The sequence below is a fragment of the Seonamhaeicola algicola genome, assembly GCF_007997385.1.
Lineage (GTDB): Bacteria > Bacteroidota > Bacteroidia > Flavobacteriales > Flavobacteriaceae > Seonamhaeicola > Seonamhaeicola algicola.
In genome coordinates this window covers 398,886-416,298 of record NZ_VOSC01000012.1, presented here as the reverse complement: position 1 = coordinate 416,298, position 17,413 = coordinate 398,886, and the positions used below count along the sequence as shown (strand labels likewise).

Sequence of the window (17,413 nt, the reverse complement as noted above, 5' to 3'; positions counted from 1 at the left end):
CAAGTTTAACTGTTATTTACAAATCTACTTAGTTATTTTTGTACAAAAAATATAAGCATGTCATCATTTCATTCACTTAGCATAAAAAACATAATTAAAGAAACCGCTAACGCCATTAGTATTAGCTTTAATGTTCCTGAAAATTTAAAAGATACTTTTGCTTTTAAAGCAGGCCAATACATTACTTTAAAAACCACAATTAATGGTAATGAAGTAAGACGCGATTATTCTTTATGTGTTGCACCAAACAGTAATGAATTAAAAGTTGCTGTTAAAGAAGTGAAAGATGGTACCTTTTCAACATACGCAAACAACCAGTTACACGCTGGAGACACACTTGAAGTAGCACCACCAAACGGCCGTTTTATATTTGAGCCAAATAACAAAACCACAAAAAACATTGCCCTTTTTGCTGCCGGAAGTGGCATTACTCCTATTTTAAGCATCATTAAATGTGCTTTACAAGAAGAGGTTAATAGTAAAATTATTTTGGTTTACGGTAACAAAACCACTCAAGACACCATGTTTTTAAATGAGCTATTAGAACTTCAACACGCTTATAAAAACCGTTTTTCTATTCAATTTGTGTTTAGCCAAAAGGATGAAGAAAATGCCCTTTTTGGTCGTATTGAAAAAAGCACCGTTAACTACGTTATGAAAAACAAGCATAAAGATGTTGATGTTGATGCGTTTTACCTATGCGGTCCAGAAGCTATGATACATACCGTGAAAGATGTGTTAACGGAAAATGGTATTGATAACTATAAAATTCATTTTGAATTATTTAAAGCCGCCAAACCAGAAGCTAAAAACGATACTAATGTTTCTAATGGACATACCAAAATAACGGTTATTGTTGATGATGAAGAAACCACTTTTGAAATGCCACAAAAACAAACAATTTTAGAGGCTGCTTTAGATAATGATTTAGATGCCCCTTACTCTTGCCAAGGCGGTATTTGCAGCAGTTGTTTAGCTAGAGTGAAAGATGGTGAAGCAACCATGCGACAAAACAATATTTTAACAGAAAATGAGGTTGCCGAAGGTTTAATTTTAACCTGTCAAGCGCACCCAACATCAACTTCTATTGTAGTTGATTATGATGATGTGTAATTAAACCAAAACACTTTTTTACTACTTTTCTTTCAAAAAACATTACCCTAATGCTAAAATAGAATAGCATTAGGGTAATATAGCTTATGTTTTCATGAGTTCTATATTTTAGCTTAGTATTTATATTTTTTTAATAAAATTAGCTACATGTAAAAATTTTAGTTACTTTTAATTTCATAAAAGAAACTTGTTTCAAATTTGAACCACAAATAATTAATTACTTTTAAATAAAAAGGAAAAACCTATTTAATAAATTAAATTCACAAAAAAAACAATTTATTAAAACCACATTCTTATATTTACGTAGTTATTATTTGTAATTACACATGTTTTTAAGTGTATTATTAAATTATAAACAAAAACAAAAACAAAACTTAAACTAAGCTATTATGACACTACAATTAATTATGCCTGTAAAAGCAAGCAAAGAACAAAAAAAGAAAACGTAGTAAATAACGTTTCTTCTAAAAAAACACTTATGCTTTAAGTGTTTAAAATTTACCACAAACATTTAAGTATCACTAATACTTAGCAAAATATACGCTACCCTTTTTTAAAGGTATTTTGTGCGTATACCTAATTCAATTTAAACTAAAATAATTATGAAAAAACAATTTACTAAGCTATTTAGGATTGGTTTGTTTTACGGACTAGTTCTAGCCCTTATGAGCTTTCAGGAAATTTCAGCCCAACAAACAGTTAATGGAACTGTTGTTGATGAAGCTGGAGTTGGCATACCTGGAGCCAATGTTATTGTAAAAGGTACAACTAAAGGAACAGTAACAGATTTTGACGGTAATTTTAGCATTAGCGCTTCGTCTTCCGATGTGCTCATGGTATCATTTTTAGGTTACATAACTCAATCTGTACCTGTTGGAAACAAAACATCAATTAATGTTACATTAGCCGAAGATGCTGCTCAACTTGATGAAGTAGTGGTTATTGGTTACGGTACTGCCAAAAAAAGTGATTTAACAGGTGCGGTATCTCAAGTAAGCGCAAAATCATTTGAAAAACAACCGTTAACACGTGTTGAAGATGCTTTAGGCGGTAGAGCTGCTGGTGTTACAGTTGCAAGACAAGGCGGTGCACCTGGAGCCGCTGTAAAAGTTCGTATTCGTGGGGTTAACTCTATTAACGGAGACAACAGCCCTTTAGTAGTTATTGATGGTATTATTGGTGGAGATTTAAGCACCTTAAACCCAAATGACATTGCAAGTATGGATGTATTAAAAGATGCTTCAGCCACTGCAATTTATGGTTCTAGAGGTTCTAACGGTGTTATTATTGTTAGTACAAAAAAAGGTAGAGGTAAAGCTAAAATTGATGTAGACTATTTTACAACCGTAGCATCAGTTCCTGAATATTTACCAACACTTGGTGCTGCAGATTTTGCACGTTTAGAAAATGCCAGAAGAACTCGTGTAAACGGAACACCAATTTTTTCTGATGGTGAAATTGAAGCATTTGATATTCTTGGTGGCACTAATTATCAAAGAGAATTATTTCAAACAGGCATTTCAAACAACGCTCAACTTTCTGTAAGTGGTTCTGAAGGAAACATAGATTACTTCCTTTCAGGTAACTACGTAGACCAAGAAGGTATTGTAAAAAACACAGGATATGAAAGATACTCTTTAAGAGCTAACATTAATGCAAAAATTAATGAAAAATTAAAAGTTGGTTTAAACACTTTTGCTACGAGAGCAACTATTTTAAATGATTTAACAACCTTAAATCGTTTTCAAGGAAGTTTAATAGTAAAAGCACTTTCATGGGACCCAACCACACCAATTTTTGATCAAAACGGTAATTACAACAGGTTTTCAACACAATCTTTAGCATCATTAAGTGCTAATCCTATTGAAGATATTAATACTACCAATGTACAAGGCATTAATGATAGGTTAAACGTAAACGTTAATATTAGTTATGATATTACTGACAACTTAAACTATACATTATTAGCAGGTGTTTCAACTATAAATAATGATACTGAAACATATAGATTAGACCACCCCTTAAATGACGTTGGCTTTAATTCTGCAAAAAACACAAACCACCAAATTAGTAATATTTTAACTTGGCAAAAAGTTTTTAATGATAAGCATGATGTTAAAGTTACTGGTGTTTATGAGTTTTCAGGAAACGAATCTAGATTTAACAGTTACGGCGCAAACAATTTATCTATTCCATTAGGTTTTTACTTTGCTGAGTTAGCAGCTGCTACCAACATAAACAATGCCTTTGGTAATTCATCTATTGAATCTGTAATGGGTAGGTTAGAATATATTTTTAACAATAACTTTTATGTAACTGGTACTTTTAGAGCTGATTCTTCATCAAAATTCCGCGACGGTAACCGTACAGGGTACTTCCCATCAGTGTCTGCACGTTACAGTTTAAACAACTTGCTAGATAACAATACTGTATTTACTGGTTTAAGTTTAAGAGCTGGTTGGGGTCAAGTTGGTAATCAAAACATAGCAAACTACTCAACATATCCATCAGTAGAAGTTACAAACGCTAGCCGTTATGCCTTTGATGGAGCTACTGTATCTGCCGGTTCAGCACCCGGTAGTTACGGAAATCCTGATTTAACTTGGGAAACCACAACCCAAACCAACGTGGGTATAGATATTGGCTTGTTTAATGGCAGAGCTAATCTAACACTTGATGGTTACGTTAAAAATACTACTGATTTACTTTTAGATGTTCCTGTGCCAGATACTAATGGCGGTGGTTTTATTCGTCAAAATATAGGTGAAGTTGAAAATAAAGGTATTGATGTTACTTTATCTGGATCTATCATTCAAAATGAAGATTTTGTTTGGGATTCGTCCTTTAACCTTTCTTATTCAACAAACGAAGTATTAGATCTTGGTGGTGTTGATGACATACAAGGCACTTTTGACAGTGTTGATGGTAAAAGCAGAACTTGGAATAGAATACAAGTAGGCGAACCTTTAGGACAATTCTGGGGAGCAACATTTCTTGGCACTTGGAAAACATCTGAAGCTGCTGAAGCAGCAGAACTTGGCTTAATGCCTGGTGATGCTAAGTATGCCACTGATGAAGAGGGTAACATTACATTTGGCGCTATTGGAAACGGTACACCTACCACCTCATGGGGTTTTAATAACACATTAACTTATAAAAACTGGGATTTAAACATTTTATTTCAAGGTGTTGCTGGTTTTGAGGTATTAAACGCTGTTCAAGGTATTCTAGTTGGTAACACTGGTAATCAAAGAAGTTTTTTAGCAACTGAACAATTAAACCAATGGACTTCAACTAATGAAACAAATATTCCTGCTGGCGGAGAAAACGAAATTGGTTCTACCAGATACGTTGAAAAAGGAGATTTTGTAAGACTTAGTAACCTTTCTTTAGGCTATACTTTTAATGATGTAATTGAAGGTGTAAACTATTTAAAAGTTTATGCTTCAGGACAAAATTTATTTCTAATTACAGATTACAGCGGTTATGATCCTGAGCACACATCTAGACCCGCTAATAACGCAGGAAATGTAGACGTTGCTGCTGGTATAAACGTAGGTGCCTACCCTAACCCAAGAACATTTTCATTTGGTGTTAAAATAGGGCTATAATATCAGTTTAATTAAATTAAAAAAAGTATATATCATGAATAAAAAAGAAATATTAAAATGGCTAAAGCCCACATCAATACTTATAGCATTTGCTATGGTATTTACGGGTTGTGCCGATTTAGAAGAGGATCCAACCATAGACTACTCATTGGCCCCTGGAACCTATAGCCAAATAGCAGAGTTAGAACTAGGTGTAACAGGTATTTATGGCCGATTAAGAAATGCATCACAATGGTCTACATTTTTTGTACACGGTTGGGCTGGTGATGATATTACAACGCATAAAGTAAGTAATAAAGCTGACTTTAGAGAATTTGATCAAAGACAAGTGTCTGCAACAAATGGGCGTATAGCAAACAACTGGCGCGACATTTACGCTATGGTAAGAGCTGCTAATGCCGTTTTAGAAGGTATTGAAGGTGTTCAGTTCACAGATGCAGACAAACAAGACAGGTTAATTGGTGAAATTTACTTTTTAAGAGGTGCTATGTTTTTTCATTTAACACGCATGCATGGTAGAATTCCGCTGCCTTTAACTTCTGTTCCTGATTTTGAAATAGGACTTGCAACACAAGAGGAAGTATACCAACAAATTGAATCTGATTTACTTCAAGCAGAAATTTTACTACCTGAAATATATCCAGGTGTTTTAGATGGTGCTCCAAGACCAAATTCCGGTTCAGCAAGAGCATTTTTAGCACGCTTATACTTAGACTGGGCTGGTTTTCCTGCCAAAGACAACTCTAAATACGCACTTGCAGCTTCAAGCGCTAAACAAGTAATAGATAACGCCGCAACACATGGTTTTGGTTTAGTAGAAGATTTAGAAGATTTATGGTTGCTAAATAATAGATTTAATGACGAAAGTATATGGACAATTGCTTACAATGCCGATAACAATTTATTTAATCGTAAATACGGAAAACTGGGCAACCCTTCCGATTTAGGCGGATGGCAAGAAACTTTTGCCGAAATACGATTTTTTGAAGACTTCCCTGAAGGCCCTAGAAAAGAAGCAACTTATAGAACTGAACATGACTGGGAAAACTTTACAGACCAACAAACACCAGTTTTCAAAAAAATTGCTGGTCCTGCAGGCGATATACCTTTAACTGATTTTAATACTGATAGAAATGACTTTATAATGCGCTACGCCGAAGTACTTTTAATTTATGCTGAAGCCTCTGGTCGTTCAGGAAATGTAACACCTGCTGCATGGGAAGCTTTAAATAAAATTAGAAGAAGAGCAGAAGGTTTACCATTTAACACTCCAAACCCATCAGTTGATGTTACAAGTGGCGATATAGCTGAACTTGCATTTACAGAACGAAAATGGGAATTTGCCGGAGAGTGGTTGCGCTGGAATGACTTAGTAAGAATGGAGCGTGTACAAGATGCACTATCTAACAGAAACCCACAAAGTTCATTTAACAGCCAAGGGCAATTACTACCTGTACAAAACGCCATTTTAGGCTCATTAGGTACAGATAACTATTTTGCTCCTGTACCAGCTAATGAAGTATTATTAAATCCTAATTTAGGAAATTAAACATTAAAAACTACAAAAAAGCGGTAAGCAAAACTTACCGCTTTTTTTATTCTTTTTAAGCAATATTCACTTCATTTTAAATAGTAAAAAAAGTATATTCGTTATCAAGCTTAAAACATAAAACTTCGCCATGTTTACACTTAAAAACACCCCCTTTAGCTATAATTTAGTTATATCTATTTTTGCTTTATTACTTACAGCTTGTAACCAAAAACATACATCGGCTAAATTAAGCTCTGTAAACAAAAAGCTTTTTTCTGTTTTACCATCAAAACAAACAGGTATAACTTTTGTTAATAAACTAACTGAAACTCTAGATCATAATTACTATCAGTACAACTATTTATATATAGGTGGCGGTGTTGCTGCTGCAGATTTTAATAACGATGGATTACAAGATTTATTCTTTATTTCTAACAGCAATGAAAATAAACTATACCTAAATAAAGGCAATTTAGCATTTGAAGATATTACTACAAAAGCAGGCATTATTAAAACTGAAGGGTTTAATACTGGCGTTTCTGTTGCCGATGTGAATAATGATGGTTTTTTAGATATTTACATAGCCAGAGGTGGTTATAAAGATGATGCTAACAAGTTTGAAAATTTACTTTATATAAACAACGGTAATTTAACTTTTACTGAAAGCGCAAAGAAACTGGGTTTAAACGATGCAAACAGAACAATACAGGCTACATTTTTTGATTACGATAATGATAACGATTTAGACGTTTACGTTTCAAACACACCGGATATTACAGGTAAAACTAAAATATTAGATTTACAAAAGGTACTTTCAGACCCCAAAACAAAATTGCTTAAAGGTTCAGATAGGCTCTATGAAAATGATGGCACAGGGCATTTTACTGATGTATCAGAAAAAGCAGGACTATTATTTGATATAGGCTTTGGCTTAAACCCTCAAGTAGGCGATATTAATAACGATGGCTTTTTAGATATTTATGTATGTAACGATTTTAATTTTCCAGACTTAGTTTACATAAACAATGGAAATGGCACATTTTCCGAAGAGCGAAACAAGGTTGTAAAACACATGTCTTTTAACAGTATGGGCAGTGACATGGCAGACATAAACAATGATGGTTTGTTAGATATTATGACTTTAGATATGAATCCGCAAGATTATGTAAGATCTAAAACCACCATGGCCATGACATCTATTTCTACTTTTGAAAACATGGTTGCTAACAATTACCACTACCAATACATGCATAATATGCTGCAAATAAACAACGCTAACGGCACTTTTTCTGAAATAGCTAAAATGGCCGGTATTGCTGATACTGATTGGAGTTGGTCTATACTTTCAGCAGATTTTGATTTAGATGGCTACAACGATGTTTATGTAACAAACGGCGTTTTTAGAGACGTTATGGATAGAGACGCTTTAAGTAATACTATGAAAGAACTACGCGCCAATAACAGAAAACCCACAAAAGAAGACTTTTTACGCTACACCAAAATGCTTCCGCAGCAAAAACTAAACAACTATTTTTATAAAAATAATGGTAATTTAACTTTTGAAGATACCTCGTTTAAATGGGCAGACTCCTTATCTACCTTTTCAAACGGCACTGTATATACAGATTTAGATAATGATGGCGATTTAGATATTGTTGTAAATAATATAAATGATGAAGCAACCATACTACAAAACAACGCCATAGAACTAAATAACGGAAACTTTATAAAAATTAACTTAAATGGTCCCGAAACAAATAAATATGGCTTAGGCGCCACTGTAAGCTTGCACCAAAAAAATGGCAAAATACAAACGCGGCAATTAGTAAATACCAAAGGTTTTTTATCTTCAGTATCAAACACACTTCACTTTGGCATTTCAAAAAAAGACAGCATTGAGAAAATAATTGTAAAATGGTTAGATGGTAAACAACAAACGCTAAAAACCATTAATTTGAATGCTTTAAATACTATTTCATATAGCAACGCAACTTTACCTAATAACTTAAAAAATGAGGATATACCCTTACTAACAAATGTAAACACTAATTACAAACACACAGATCCATACTTTAATGATTTTGATTTGCAAGTGTTACTGCCTCATAAATTATCTCAAACAGGGCCTGCACTTTGTAAAGGCGATGTTAATAATGATGGATTAGAAGATGTTTTTATTGGCGGCGGAAAAAACCAATCTGCTAAAATATTATTAAGCACTAAAGCTGGGAGTTTTAAAGAAATTTCAAGTGTTTTTAATGCTGATAAAACTTTTGAAGACCAAAGCGCTTGTTTTTTTGATGCTGATAATGATGGTGATTTAGACCTTTATGTAGTTAGCGGTAGTTACGAGTTTTTTAGAACACCAACCCTGTTACAAGATAGACTGTACATAAACAATGGAAATGGAAATTTCAAAAGAGATTTAAATGCACTACCAAGTTTTAAAATATCTGGAAGTGTAGTAACAGCGGCCGATTTTGATAATGATGGTGATACCGATTTATTTGTTGGTGGCCGCGTTATTCCTGGCAAATACCCTAACCCACCAATAAGTTCTATTCTAATTAACAACAATGGTAAATTCACTATTGAAACTGATGCTGTTGCTCCTCAACTTAAAAACATTGGCATGGTAACAAGTGCTGTTTGGGAAGATATAAACAATGATAATACCCTAGATTTAATTGTAACTGGTGAATGGATGGGTATTGAAGTATTTTTAAATAAAAACAATACTTTAATTAAAAGTGAAAACTATGCATTATTGGCCAAACATGTTGGTTGGTGGAATAAAATAGTAGTTACAGATATTGATGGTGATGGCGATAAAGACATAATTGCTGGTAATTTAGGTTTAAACTATAAGTTTCATGCCTCAAAAGAAAAACCTTTTAAAATTTATGCCACAGATTTTGATTTTAATGGTACTGAAGATGTAATACTTGCTAAAGAATACAAAGGGCAAGAAGTACCTGTAAGAGGCAAAACTTGTATGACGCAGCAATTACCACATTTAGCTCAAAAAATTCCTAATTACAATGATTTTGCAAGCAGAAATCTTGAGGGTATTTTAGGCAAGCGCTTAAATAGCGCGTTAAGTTATGAGGCAACAGAATTTAGGTCTGGTATATTTGTAAATAATGGTAGTAACGGATTTTCTTTCAAGCCTTTTGAAAATATAGTACAAACATCACCAATTAATAGCATTGTTTTACATGATTTTAATAATGATAATACACTTGATATTTTAGTAGCTGGCAACAATTACCAATCTGAAGTTGAAACAACCAGAGCCGATGCTGGTACAGGCCACATTTTAATTAATGATGGCAAAGGTAATTTAACACGTTTAAACTATAAAACAAGCGGTTTGTTTGTTGATGGAGATGTTAGAAACGCTGTTTTAATAAATAATTCTTTAATTTTTATTGCCAACAATAACAGCACACACAATATTTATAAACTAAACTAACGTGCGCTTTTTTTAATATAATGTTCTCTAGGTGTTAGCCTTACTAAACTTGGCTTTTTAATAAGCGTAATTAATAATTTAAAATCGTTATTGGTAAATTGTGTAACATCTTTGGCAAAGTAATAGTCTTCAATATCCTTAATGCCTTTAAATTCTTTAGTGAACTGAAAATTTTTTAACGCCCAATTTAAACACTGTTTTTGCGTGGTTTCTTCTTCAAGTTTCCAAGCTAAAACATACGCTTTTTTGTTTGAAATTTTGGTTGTATCTGTATCCTTTCGGCTATATTTTGATACAATTGAAGCCAAAATACTTGGACTTTTTGTAAACCCATCAGAAAAATAACCTTTAACTATTTGTTCGTTTAAACTTGTATTTAAGGCATTTGGGTATTCTTCTTCATATAATTTATAAAAGGCATTGGGTAAATCTTCAGCTTGCTTAATGGCAGTAATTAGCGTATTAAATTCTTGTTCAGTTAGTACATCTTTCCAGGTACTTTTTAAATAAAAATAAGATATTACAATACCCAAAATAACAACTACAATAGCATAACAAGTACCTTTGAATAGTTTTTTTAAATGTTTCATAGTAAATTATAATATACTTTTAAGTGTATTTACAACTACACTAGGCGTTATGGTAGCCGCTGCCTTTTCATAACCTTCAGGAAATTTATTTCCATAAATTGATGTTGGTATCTTTGGAAATTTTGCTCTATCAGGTGTTAACAAATAATCAAAGGGTTGATTAAACGGCGCAAAACCTGCATACGGATGCGTAACACCCCAAATTGTTATCACTTTTACACCCAACATAGCAGCAATATGGGCATTTCCAGAATCCATTGAAAGCATCACATCTAAATTTGAAATAAGATCTAACTCTTCATTTAGTGTTAACTTACCAGCCAAATTTGTTACGTTTTCAAAACTATTTGCCATGTTATTTAAAGCATCCATTTCTTTTTTTCCACCACCAAACAAATACACTTTATAATCTTTTGAAAGTGCTTGTATTACCTCTTTCATAAGGGCTAACGGATACATTTTACCTTCATGCGCTGCAAAAGGTGCAATGCCAATTTGTTTTTGTTTAAAAGTGCCTAAAACCGCTTTACAGTTTTTATTTAAAGTTGATTTTTCAGGAAAATTAGGGTTACTTAAATCTATTTTAAAACCTAAATTTTGAAAAACATCGGCATACCGCTGGTGTGTTGTTTTTAATTGATGAAAAATTTTACCTGTTGTTAATGCTTTTTTTTCAGGTCGGCCTTTATTAATTTGTTTACATGGTTTTCCTATTAAAAATAACTTTAGAATGTTACTACGTAAAACATTATGCAAATCGGCTACGGCATCAATATGTAATGCTTTAATTTCTTTTGAAAGTTTATAAAGCCCTAAAATGCCTTTGTGCTTATTTTTCAAATCGGCCGAGAGCACTTCAACCTGTTTTAAATCTCTAAAAAAAGGTGCAAAAAAACCCCGAGTTAAAACAGTTATTTTAAGCTCGGGATATGCTTGTGTTAATGCTCTTAAAACCGGCACTGTCATGGCAACGTCTCCCATGGCAGAAAGACGAATTACAAGAATATGTTTGGGCAGATTAGGCATTAATTTGTAATGTAAATCAAAATAGCTTCAAAAATTAATATGCTTTGTTTAAGCTTACACTAACGTTGAGTTGAAGCCCTCTAAATTGGTAATATTATTTTTGAGAACGTAAAACAGGGTTTAGTTCATCATCATTATACATTTTCATTTGTTTGTAAACTTTCATGTACTTATCGCCCTTTTCAATATCGCTTAAAAGCGTATCAATAGCCGTTGATAAATCTACACGTTGTTCTAACAAAACGTTCAACTTTTTTTGGCAAGCTGCTCTATGATCTTCAGAAGCATCGGTACGTGTTGCTTCTTCATTCATATGATAAATTTTTAAAGCTAAAATAGATAACCTATCTACACCCCAAGCAGGACTTTCCGTATTAATTGTTGCATTATCCTTTGGTGTTACATGGCTGTATTTTTCTAAAAAATAACTGTCAATGTATTCTACCATATCCGTTCTATCTTGGTTTGATGCATCAATTTGTCTTTTTAATTTAAGTGCAGCAACAGGATCTATTTGTGGGTCTCTAATTATATCTTCATAATGCCATTGTACAGTATCAATCCAACATTTTCTGTACAATAAATGCTCTAGTAAATTGTCTTTAGTGTACTTGTTTGTAAATGGTTGATCTACGGTATCAATTTTATGATATTCTTCAATAACTTCTTGAAAAATTTTATTGGCTTTATCTGTAAACATAATGTATTAATTTAATGCGCAAATATACTTTAATTTAATAACTTTACTTACTAAACAATACACGGGTTTATGCAGCTTCATAACATTTCAAAAGAAAACTCAATACTAAATACTTTTATTGCAGAAATTAGAGATAAAACTATACAAAATGACCGTATGCGTTTTAGAAGAAATATTGAGCGTATTGGTGAAATTTTAGGTTATGAGTTAAGTAAAACCTTTAACTATAAACCCAATACAGTTGAAACACCTTTAGGAAACAGCTCCGTTAATTTAACCACTAATAACGTTGTTGTGTGTTCAATTTTAAGAGCTGGTGTGCCTTTACACAATGGTTTACTAAATTATTTTGATGATGCTGAAAATGCTTTTATTTCTGCCTACAGGCATCATAAAGAAAATCCTGAAAGTTTTGAAATTGTAGTTGAATATTTGGCTTGCCCTAATTTAGAAGGTAAAACGCTTATTTTAGCAGACCCAATGTTAGCCACTGGGCAATCTATGGTTGCAACTTATGAAGCTTTAAAACCTTTTGGAACACCAAAGCAAATTCATTTAGTAAGTGTAATTGGATCTCAAATTGGTGTTGATTTTGTTAATGAATGTTTTGATGATAATACACATTTGTGGATTGCCACCGTTGATGATGCTTTAAATGAAAAAGGATACATTATACCAGGTTTAGGTGACGCTGGCGATTTAGCTTTTGGCGAAAAACTGCAACGCTAATAACACCAAAGGCACTACTATTAAAATGCCTAAAAACAACTCTTTAAACCATTTTTCTTTAACGGTTTCTAAATAATTTGTAATAATTATTGTTAGTGGCGCAAACATAAATAAAAACTCACTGCCAGTTTTGTTGGGCGCTAAAAACACAATTAAAAACGCTATAACATACGCAATTATAACTACTTTAAATAACGCTCTATATGCTTTCTTTTTCTTTTTTATATTCTGCAAATAAAAAAATGAAGACCACAAACCAAATGATAATAAAACGGTTATTGCTATAATAAAATGTACAGCGTTATAAGGGTTAAAATTATAACTAACCTGCCAATTAGTGTTTACCACATTAAAAAAACTATTGTACAATACTATTGATACACCAACGGCCACTGCAAAAACTGTAAAAACAGCCACAAAAGGTATTACCCAATGCCTAATATTTTTATTAGAATACAACGCAAGTGTTACTAAAATAAGTGCAAAAAATAATATAGCCCAAAAATAGAATACTGATGCAATGGCTATCCAAACAGCAGCATCAAACAACTTTTGTTTTTCGTTTTTTTGTGAACGTAAACTCATAATACGCCTAAGACCTAAAAGCACAAAAAAGTTAGAAAATAAAATATTTACATTTAAAGTTGAATGAGGAATAAGTAATAAAAATAAACTAAAGAGTAATATATCATAATTACTAAGTTTGGTTAAGCTGTTTTTACCAACTATAAAACTTAGCATAAAAATTGATAAAAACACCACCAATAACAAGCCCAATTGCTTAAAAACATATACCGTTGTAACTGGTGTATTTGCAACACCAAACCTTGCTGAAAAAAAGGCTAATAGTGTTACAAAAAAAACAACAAAGAAATTTATTGATTTAGATTTACTAAAAATACTTGTAATCATTAACTGTTTTTGTATTTTTGCTTTGTAAATATACTAACTATAAAACGGTTAGAAAACTTTAAAACACACTCATGAAAGATTTCTTTTACGCTATTAGAGATTTATTTGTTGACGTTCTTTTTACGCCTTTTGACGCTTTAAAAGAATTAGAACTAGAAAGCTGGTGGGCAGCCAATACCATATCATGGATTTTCATGATTATTTGTATGGTAGCCATTGTTTACTGGATAAAACAACTAAAAATATTTAATGATAATAACGAAGAGGATAAAAGTATTTCTTCGCACTCATTTTTATAAGTCGAAGCCTATATCCTTTCTAAAATACATCTTATCAAAGTTTAGTTTATCTATGCTTTGGTAAGATTTTTTTATGGCCTCTTGGTACGTTTCACCGTATGATGTAATAGAAATTACCCTACCACCTGAGGTTACAACTTTACCATCTTTTAGTTGTGCGCCTGCGTGAAATGGTATAGAGTCTTCAATAGTATCAATACCTGTTATTTCTTTTCCTTTCTCGTAAGCTTCAGGGTAACCACCAGAAACTACCATAATAGTTGTAGCTGCACGCTCATCAATTTCAATATCAATAGCATTTAATGTACCATTGGCCATAGCTTGTAGTACTTCAACCAAATCATTTTTCATTCTAGGAAAAACAACTTCGGTTTCGGGGTCGCCCATGCGTACATTGTATTCAATAACTTTGGGGTCGTTATTTTCAACTTTAATTAAGCCAATAAATACAAAACCTACGTATGGTAGTTTATCTTTTTTAAACCCTTCAATAGTTGGTTTTACAATGCGTTCTTCAATTTTATTTAAAAACTCATTAGTAGCAAATGGCACTGGAGAAACAGCACCCATACCACCTGTATTTAAACCTGTATCGCCTTCGCCAATACGCTTATAATCTTTCGCCGTAGGCAAAATTTTATAATTGTCGCCATCGGTTAAAACAAAGCAACTTAATTCAATACCATCTAAAAACTCTTCAATAACCACTTTGGTACTTGCATTACCAAATTTGGCATCAACTAGCATACTTTTTAATTCGGCTTTAGCTTCTTCTAAATTGTTTAAAATAACTACACCTTTGCCAGCAGCTAAACCATCGGCTTTTAAAACGTATGGTGGTTTTAACGTTTCTAAAAAGGCATACCCTTGTTCAACAGTATCTTTTGTAAAACTTTCATAGGCCGCCGTTGGTATGTTATGGCGCATCATAAACTCTTTGGCAAACTCTTTACTACCTTCAAGTTGTGCCGCTACTTTTTGCGGACCAATAACAGGTATGTGTTTTAAGGCACTATCATTTAAGAAAAAATCATGCACGCCTTGTACCAAAGGGTCTTCTGGCCCAACAACAACCATGTTTATTTGTTTATCTAAGGCTAGGTTTTTAATAGCTTCAAAATCTGTTACACCAATATTTACATTGGTGGCAATTTGCGCTGTACCAGAGTTTCCTGGGGCAACATATAAATTTTTACATAACGGACTTTGGGCAATTTTCCAAGCAAAAGTATGTTCTCTTCCGCCCGAACCTAAAATTAGAATATTCATAGTTAATTGAGTTTGCGCAAAAATAGAATTAATGCCTCTAAAACACGAATATTTTTTACTTACTTTACAAATATTTATAAGCTTGTGAATTTATTTGATGTTTCTTTAAAACTTAAAGGCTTTCCTTTGGAAAAAGCTAAAGAGCACTTAATTGATATTAAAAATATTGATGCATCTGCTTATTCTGAATATATAGAAAACCGTAAAAAAGAGATTGTCTCTTATCATTTAGAAAACAATTCGTTTTACAAAGACTTCGGAAAAAATATAAATATTGCCGATTGGAATTCTGTGCCCATTATTACTAAAAGGGATTTACAACAGCCGTTAACTAGACGTATATCAAACACATATTCTACTAAAAATATATATACTAATAAAACTTCTGGCTCGTCAGGAACACCGCTAATTTTTGCCAAAGATAACTTTTGTCATGCTTTAACATGGGCTAATTTTATTGATAGATATAGCTGGTTTGATATTAATTTAAACACCTCAAAACAAGCTAGATTTTATGGTATTCCACTTAAAAAAACGGGCTATTATAAAGAGCGTTTAAAAGATTTTTTAGGAAACAGGTTCCGGTTTTCGGTATTTGATATGAGTGATGAAGCCTTAGAAACTGTTTTAAAAAAATTCTACAGCACAAAATTCAACTACATAAACGGCTACACCAGTGCTATTGTACAGTTTGCAAAATTTCTTGATAAGAAAAACATTATTCTTAAAAATGTTTGCCACTCTTTAAATGTATGCATTGTTACTGCCGAAATGCTTTTTGAAAACGATAAAAAACTTCTAGAGAAACAACTAGGAGTTCCTATTGTAAACGAATATGGATGCGCTGAACTTGGTCTTATTGCATTCAATAATAAACAAAATGAATGGGTTATAAATACAGAAGACTTGTTTGTTGAAATATTAGACCAAAACAACCAAGTTCTGCCTTTTGGTAAAGAAGGAAAGATTGTTGTAACGGCTCTTTACAATAAAGCACATCCTTTTATAAGATATGAACTTGGTGATTACGGAGTTTTATCAGAAAAAAGCACTTTAAAAAAATCCATTCTTAAAAATGTATTAGGAAGAACTAATGATTTTGCCGTTTTGCCTAGCGGAAAAAAAGCTGCTGGCTTAACCTTTTATTACGTTACCAAAACTGTTATTGAGGATGATAACAACGTGAAAGAGTTTGTAATTGAACAACTAGAAACTGGTACTTTTAAAATTATTTACAATAGTATTAAACCACTCACAGAAATTAATATCAAGCAGATTGAAAAAGCTATTGAAACGTATTTAGAATCTGGTTTAAAAATTATTTTTGAACGAAGAGAAACGCTTAAAAGAACCCCAGCTGGCAAATTAAAGCAGTTTACTTGTTTAATAAAGTAATTTTTTGTTTAGATTTTATAAAGAAATGCTCAAATAAAAAGGCCATTAAATAACATACCGATTTTACTACTGAAAAGCCCAAGCCTTTTTTATACACCCAATAATTATATTTTACCAAGTTTAGTTTATTTGAAGAAATAGAAGTTTCTCTAACCCTGTAAACAGCCAAAGGTTGTTGAATACCTAAAGCTGGTTTGCCACTCTTTTTTATAGCGGACAACCATAATAACCAATCTTGACGTTTACGTAAGTTTTTAGAGGTTATTTTCCCTAAAGTTTTAGCATTATAAATACCTGTTAAATTGCCAATATAGTTACTTTTTAAAAGCTTTTGGTAGCTAACCCTTGGTAGCGCTTTTATTTGTTTATTTAGTGGTTTTCCGGCTTCGTTCATTAAATTGTAACTTGAAAAACAGACATCGCAATTGTTTTTTTGCATAAATTCAACTTGTTTTTCAAGCTTATTAGGTAGCCATACATCATCGGCATCTAAAAAAGCAATAAAATGACCTTTAGCGGCTTCTATACCTTTGTTTCTGGAAACAGCCGCTCCACTATTTTTTAAATTCTGAAGTAAATAAATCTGTGGATTAGATTTAACAAACTGTGTAATAATTTCAACCGTTTTATCTGTTGAAGCATCATCTATTAAAATAAGTTCCCAATTGGTATAGGTTTGATTAAGAATGCTTATTATAGTTTGTTCAATAAACCTCTCAGAATTGTAAGTAGGTGTTATTATTGAAACTTTAAAAGCACTCAT

Annotated in this window: 13 protein-coding genes; 7 read left to right on the top strand and 6 right to left on the bottom strand. The window is 32.4% G+C overall.

All coding sequences use genetic code 11. The features are described 5' to 3' along the window. Nucleotides 1-57: 57 nt before the first annotated feature. From FUA26_RS04270 to FUA26_RS04255, 4 genes are all read left to right on the top strand, one after another. Nucleotides 58-1,113: a ferredoxin--NADP reductase gene (locus FUA26_RS04270; protein WP_147132014.1), complete on the top strand. Its 1,056-nt coding sequence runs from the start codon at nucleotides 58-60 to the stop codon at nucleotides 1,111-1,113. A 602-nt stretch (nucleotides 1,114-1,715) separates the two neighbouring features. After that, nucleotides 1,716-4,724, top strand: coding sequence for a SusC/RagA family TonB-linked outer membrane protein (locus FUA26_RS04265; protein WP_147132011.1), 3,009 nt, complete (start codon nucleotides 1,716-1,718; stop codon nucleotides 4,722-4,724). Between the two features lie 34 nt (nucleotides 4,725-4,758). Then, nucleotides 4,759-6,273 carry a RagB/SusD family nutrient uptake outer membrane protein gene (locus tag FUA26_RS04260; protein ID WP_147132008.1) on the top strand — a complete coding sequence of 505 codons (1,515 nt, stop codon included), beginning with the start codon at nucleotides 4,759-4,761 and terminating at the stop codon, nucleotides 6,271-6,273. A 130-nt stretch (nucleotides 6,274-6,403) separates the two neighbouring features. After that, nucleotides 6,404-9,730, top strand: coding sequence for a VCBS repeat-containing protein (locus tag FUA26_RS04255; protein WP_147132005.1), 3,327 nt, complete (start codon nucleotides 6,404-6,406; stop codon nucleotides 9,728-9,730). On the opposite strand, the gene FUA26_RS04250 is transcribed toward FUA26_RS04255, so the two are convergent. The 3 genes from FUA26_RS04250 to FUA26_RS04240 all read right to left on the bottom strand — a co-directional run bounded on the left by FUA26_RS04250 (nucleotide 9,727) and on the right by FUA26_RS04240 (nucleotide 12,046). Further along, on the bottom strand, nucleotides 9,727-10,320 hold the full coding sequence (locus FUA26_RS04250) for a transglycosylase domain-containing protein (RefSeq protein WP_147132002.1): 594 nt from the start codon (nucleotides 10,318-10,320) through the stop codon (nucleotides 9,727-9,729). The genes FUA26_RS04255 and FUA26_RS04250 overlap by 4 nt on opposite strands. A 6-nt stretch (nucleotides 10,321-10,326) precedes the next feature. Then, nucleotides 10,327-11,346 carry a glycosyltransferase family 9 protein gene (locus FUA26_RS04245; protein WP_246109066.1) on the bottom strand — a complete coding sequence of 340 codons (1,020 nt, stop codon included), beginning with the start codon at nucleotides 11,344-11,346 and terminating at the stop codon, nucleotides 10,327-10,329. A gap of 94 nt (nucleotides 11,347-11,440) precedes the next feature. Continuing rightward, a complete protein-coding gene (locus FUA26_RS04240; protein ID WP_147131999.1) occupies nucleotides 11,441-12,046 on the bottom strand; it encodes a DUF4254 domain-containing protein in 606 nt (201 codons plus the stop codon). Nucleotides 12,047-12,115: 69 nt separating this feature from the next. Between FUA26_RS04240 and upp the strand changes: the two genes are divergently transcribed. Further along, on the top strand, nucleotides 12,116-12,775 hold the full coding sequence (upp, locus tag FUA26_RS04235) for a uracil phosphoribosyltransferase (protein ID WP_147131997.1): 660 nt from the start codon (nucleotides 12,116-12,118) through the stop codon (nucleotides 12,773-12,775). Here upp and FUA26_RS04230 read toward each other — a convergent pair. Continuing rightward, on the bottom strand, nucleotides 12,746-13,687 hold the full coding sequence (locus tag FUA26_RS04230; protein WP_147131995.1) for a DUF6427 family protein: 942 nt from the start codon (nucleotides 13,685-13,687) through the stop codon (nucleotides 12,746-12,748). The two genes, upp and FUA26_RS04230, sit on opposite strands and share 30 nt — an antisense overlap. 71 nt (nucleotides 13,688-13,758) lie before the next feature. Here FUA26_RS04230 and FUA26_RS04225 point away from each other — a divergent pair, with 71 nt between their 5' ends. Continuing rightward, nucleotides 13,759-13,986, top strand: coding sequence for a DUF6341 family protein (locus FUA26_RS04225; protein WP_147131992.1), 228 nt, complete (start codon nucleotides 13,759-13,761; stop codon nucleotides 13,984-13,986). Here the strand turns inward: FUA26_RS04225 and purD are convergent. Beyond that, nucleotides 13,981-15,255 carry a phosphoribosylamine--glycine ligase gene (purD, locus tag FUA26_RS04220; RefSeq protein WP_147131990.1) on the bottom strand — a complete coding sequence of 425 codons (1,275 nt, stop codon included), beginning with the start codon at nucleotides 15,253-15,255 and terminating at the stop codon, nucleotides 13,981-13,983. The genes FUA26_RS04225 and purD overlap by 6 nt on opposite strands. 84 nt (nucleotides 15,256-15,339) lie before the next feature. On the opposite strand from purD, the gene FUA26_RS04215 reads away from it, so the two are divergent. Continuing rightward, complete coding sequence (locus tag FUA26_RS04215) at nucleotides 15,340-16,650, top strand: phenylacetate--CoA ligase family protein (protein ID WP_147131987.1); 1,311 nt, start codon at nucleotides 15,340-15,342, stop codon at nucleotides 16,648-16,650. Here FUA26_RS04215 and FUA26_RS04210 read toward each other — a convergent pair. Continuing rightward, nucleotides 16,631-17,413: a glycosyltransferase family 2 protein gene (locus FUA26_RS04210; RefSeq protein WP_147131985.1), complete on the bottom strand. Its 783-nt coding sequence runs from the start codon at nucleotides 17,411-17,413 to the stop codon at nucleotides 16,631-16,633. The two genes, FUA26_RS04215 and FUA26_RS04210, sit on opposite strands and share 20 nt — an antisense overlap.

Bases quoted from the DNA above. Each gene is read 5' to 3' on its own strand.
- FUA26_RS04240 (WP_147131999.1), bottom strand. From the start codon at position 12,046: ATGTTTACAGATAAAGCCAATAAAATTTTTCAAGAAGTTATTGAAGAA.
- upp (WP_147131997.1), top strand. From the start codon at position 12,116: ATGCAGCTTCATAACATTTCAAAAGAAAACTCAATACTAAATACTTTT.
- FUA26_RS04270 (WP_147132014.1), top strand. From the start codon at position 58: ATGTCATCATTTCATTCACTTAGCATAAAAAACATAATTAAAGAAACC.
- FUA26_RS04245 (WP_246109066.1), bottom strand. From the start codon at position 11,346: ATGCCTAATCTGCCCAAACATATTCTTGTAATTCGTCTTTCTGCCATG.
- FUA26_RS04210 (WP_147131985.1), bottom strand. From the start codon at position 17,413: ATGAGTGCTTTTAAAGTTTCAATAATAACACCTACTTACAATTCTGAG.
- FUA26_RS04230 (WP_147131995.1), bottom strand. From the start codon at position 13,687: ATGATTACAAGTATTTTTAGTAAATCTAAATCAATAAATTTCTTTGTT.
- purD (WP_147131990.1), bottom strand. From the start codon at position 15,255: ATGAATATTCTAATTTTAGGTTCGGGCGGAAGAGAACATACTTTTGCT.
- FUA26_RS04250 (WP_147132002.1), bottom strand. From the start codon at position 10,320: ATGAAACATTTAAAAAAACTATTCAAAGGTACTTGTTATGCTATTGTA.
- FUA26_RS04225 (WP_147131992.1), top strand. From the start codon at position 13,759: ATGAAAGATTTCTTTTACGCTATTAGAGATTTATTTGTTGACGTTCTT.
- FUA26_RS04265 (WP_147132011.1), top strand. From the start codon at position 1,716: ATGAAAAAACAATTTACTAAGCTATTTAGGATTGGTTTGTTTTACGGA.
- FUA26_RS04260 (WP_147132008.1), top strand. From the start codon at position 4,759: ATGAATAAAAAAGAAATATTAAAATGGCTAAAGCCCACATCAATACTT.
- FUA26_RS04255 (WP_147132005.1), top strand. From the start codon at position 6,404: ATGTTTACACTTAAAAACACCCCCTTTAGCTATAATTTAGTTATATCT.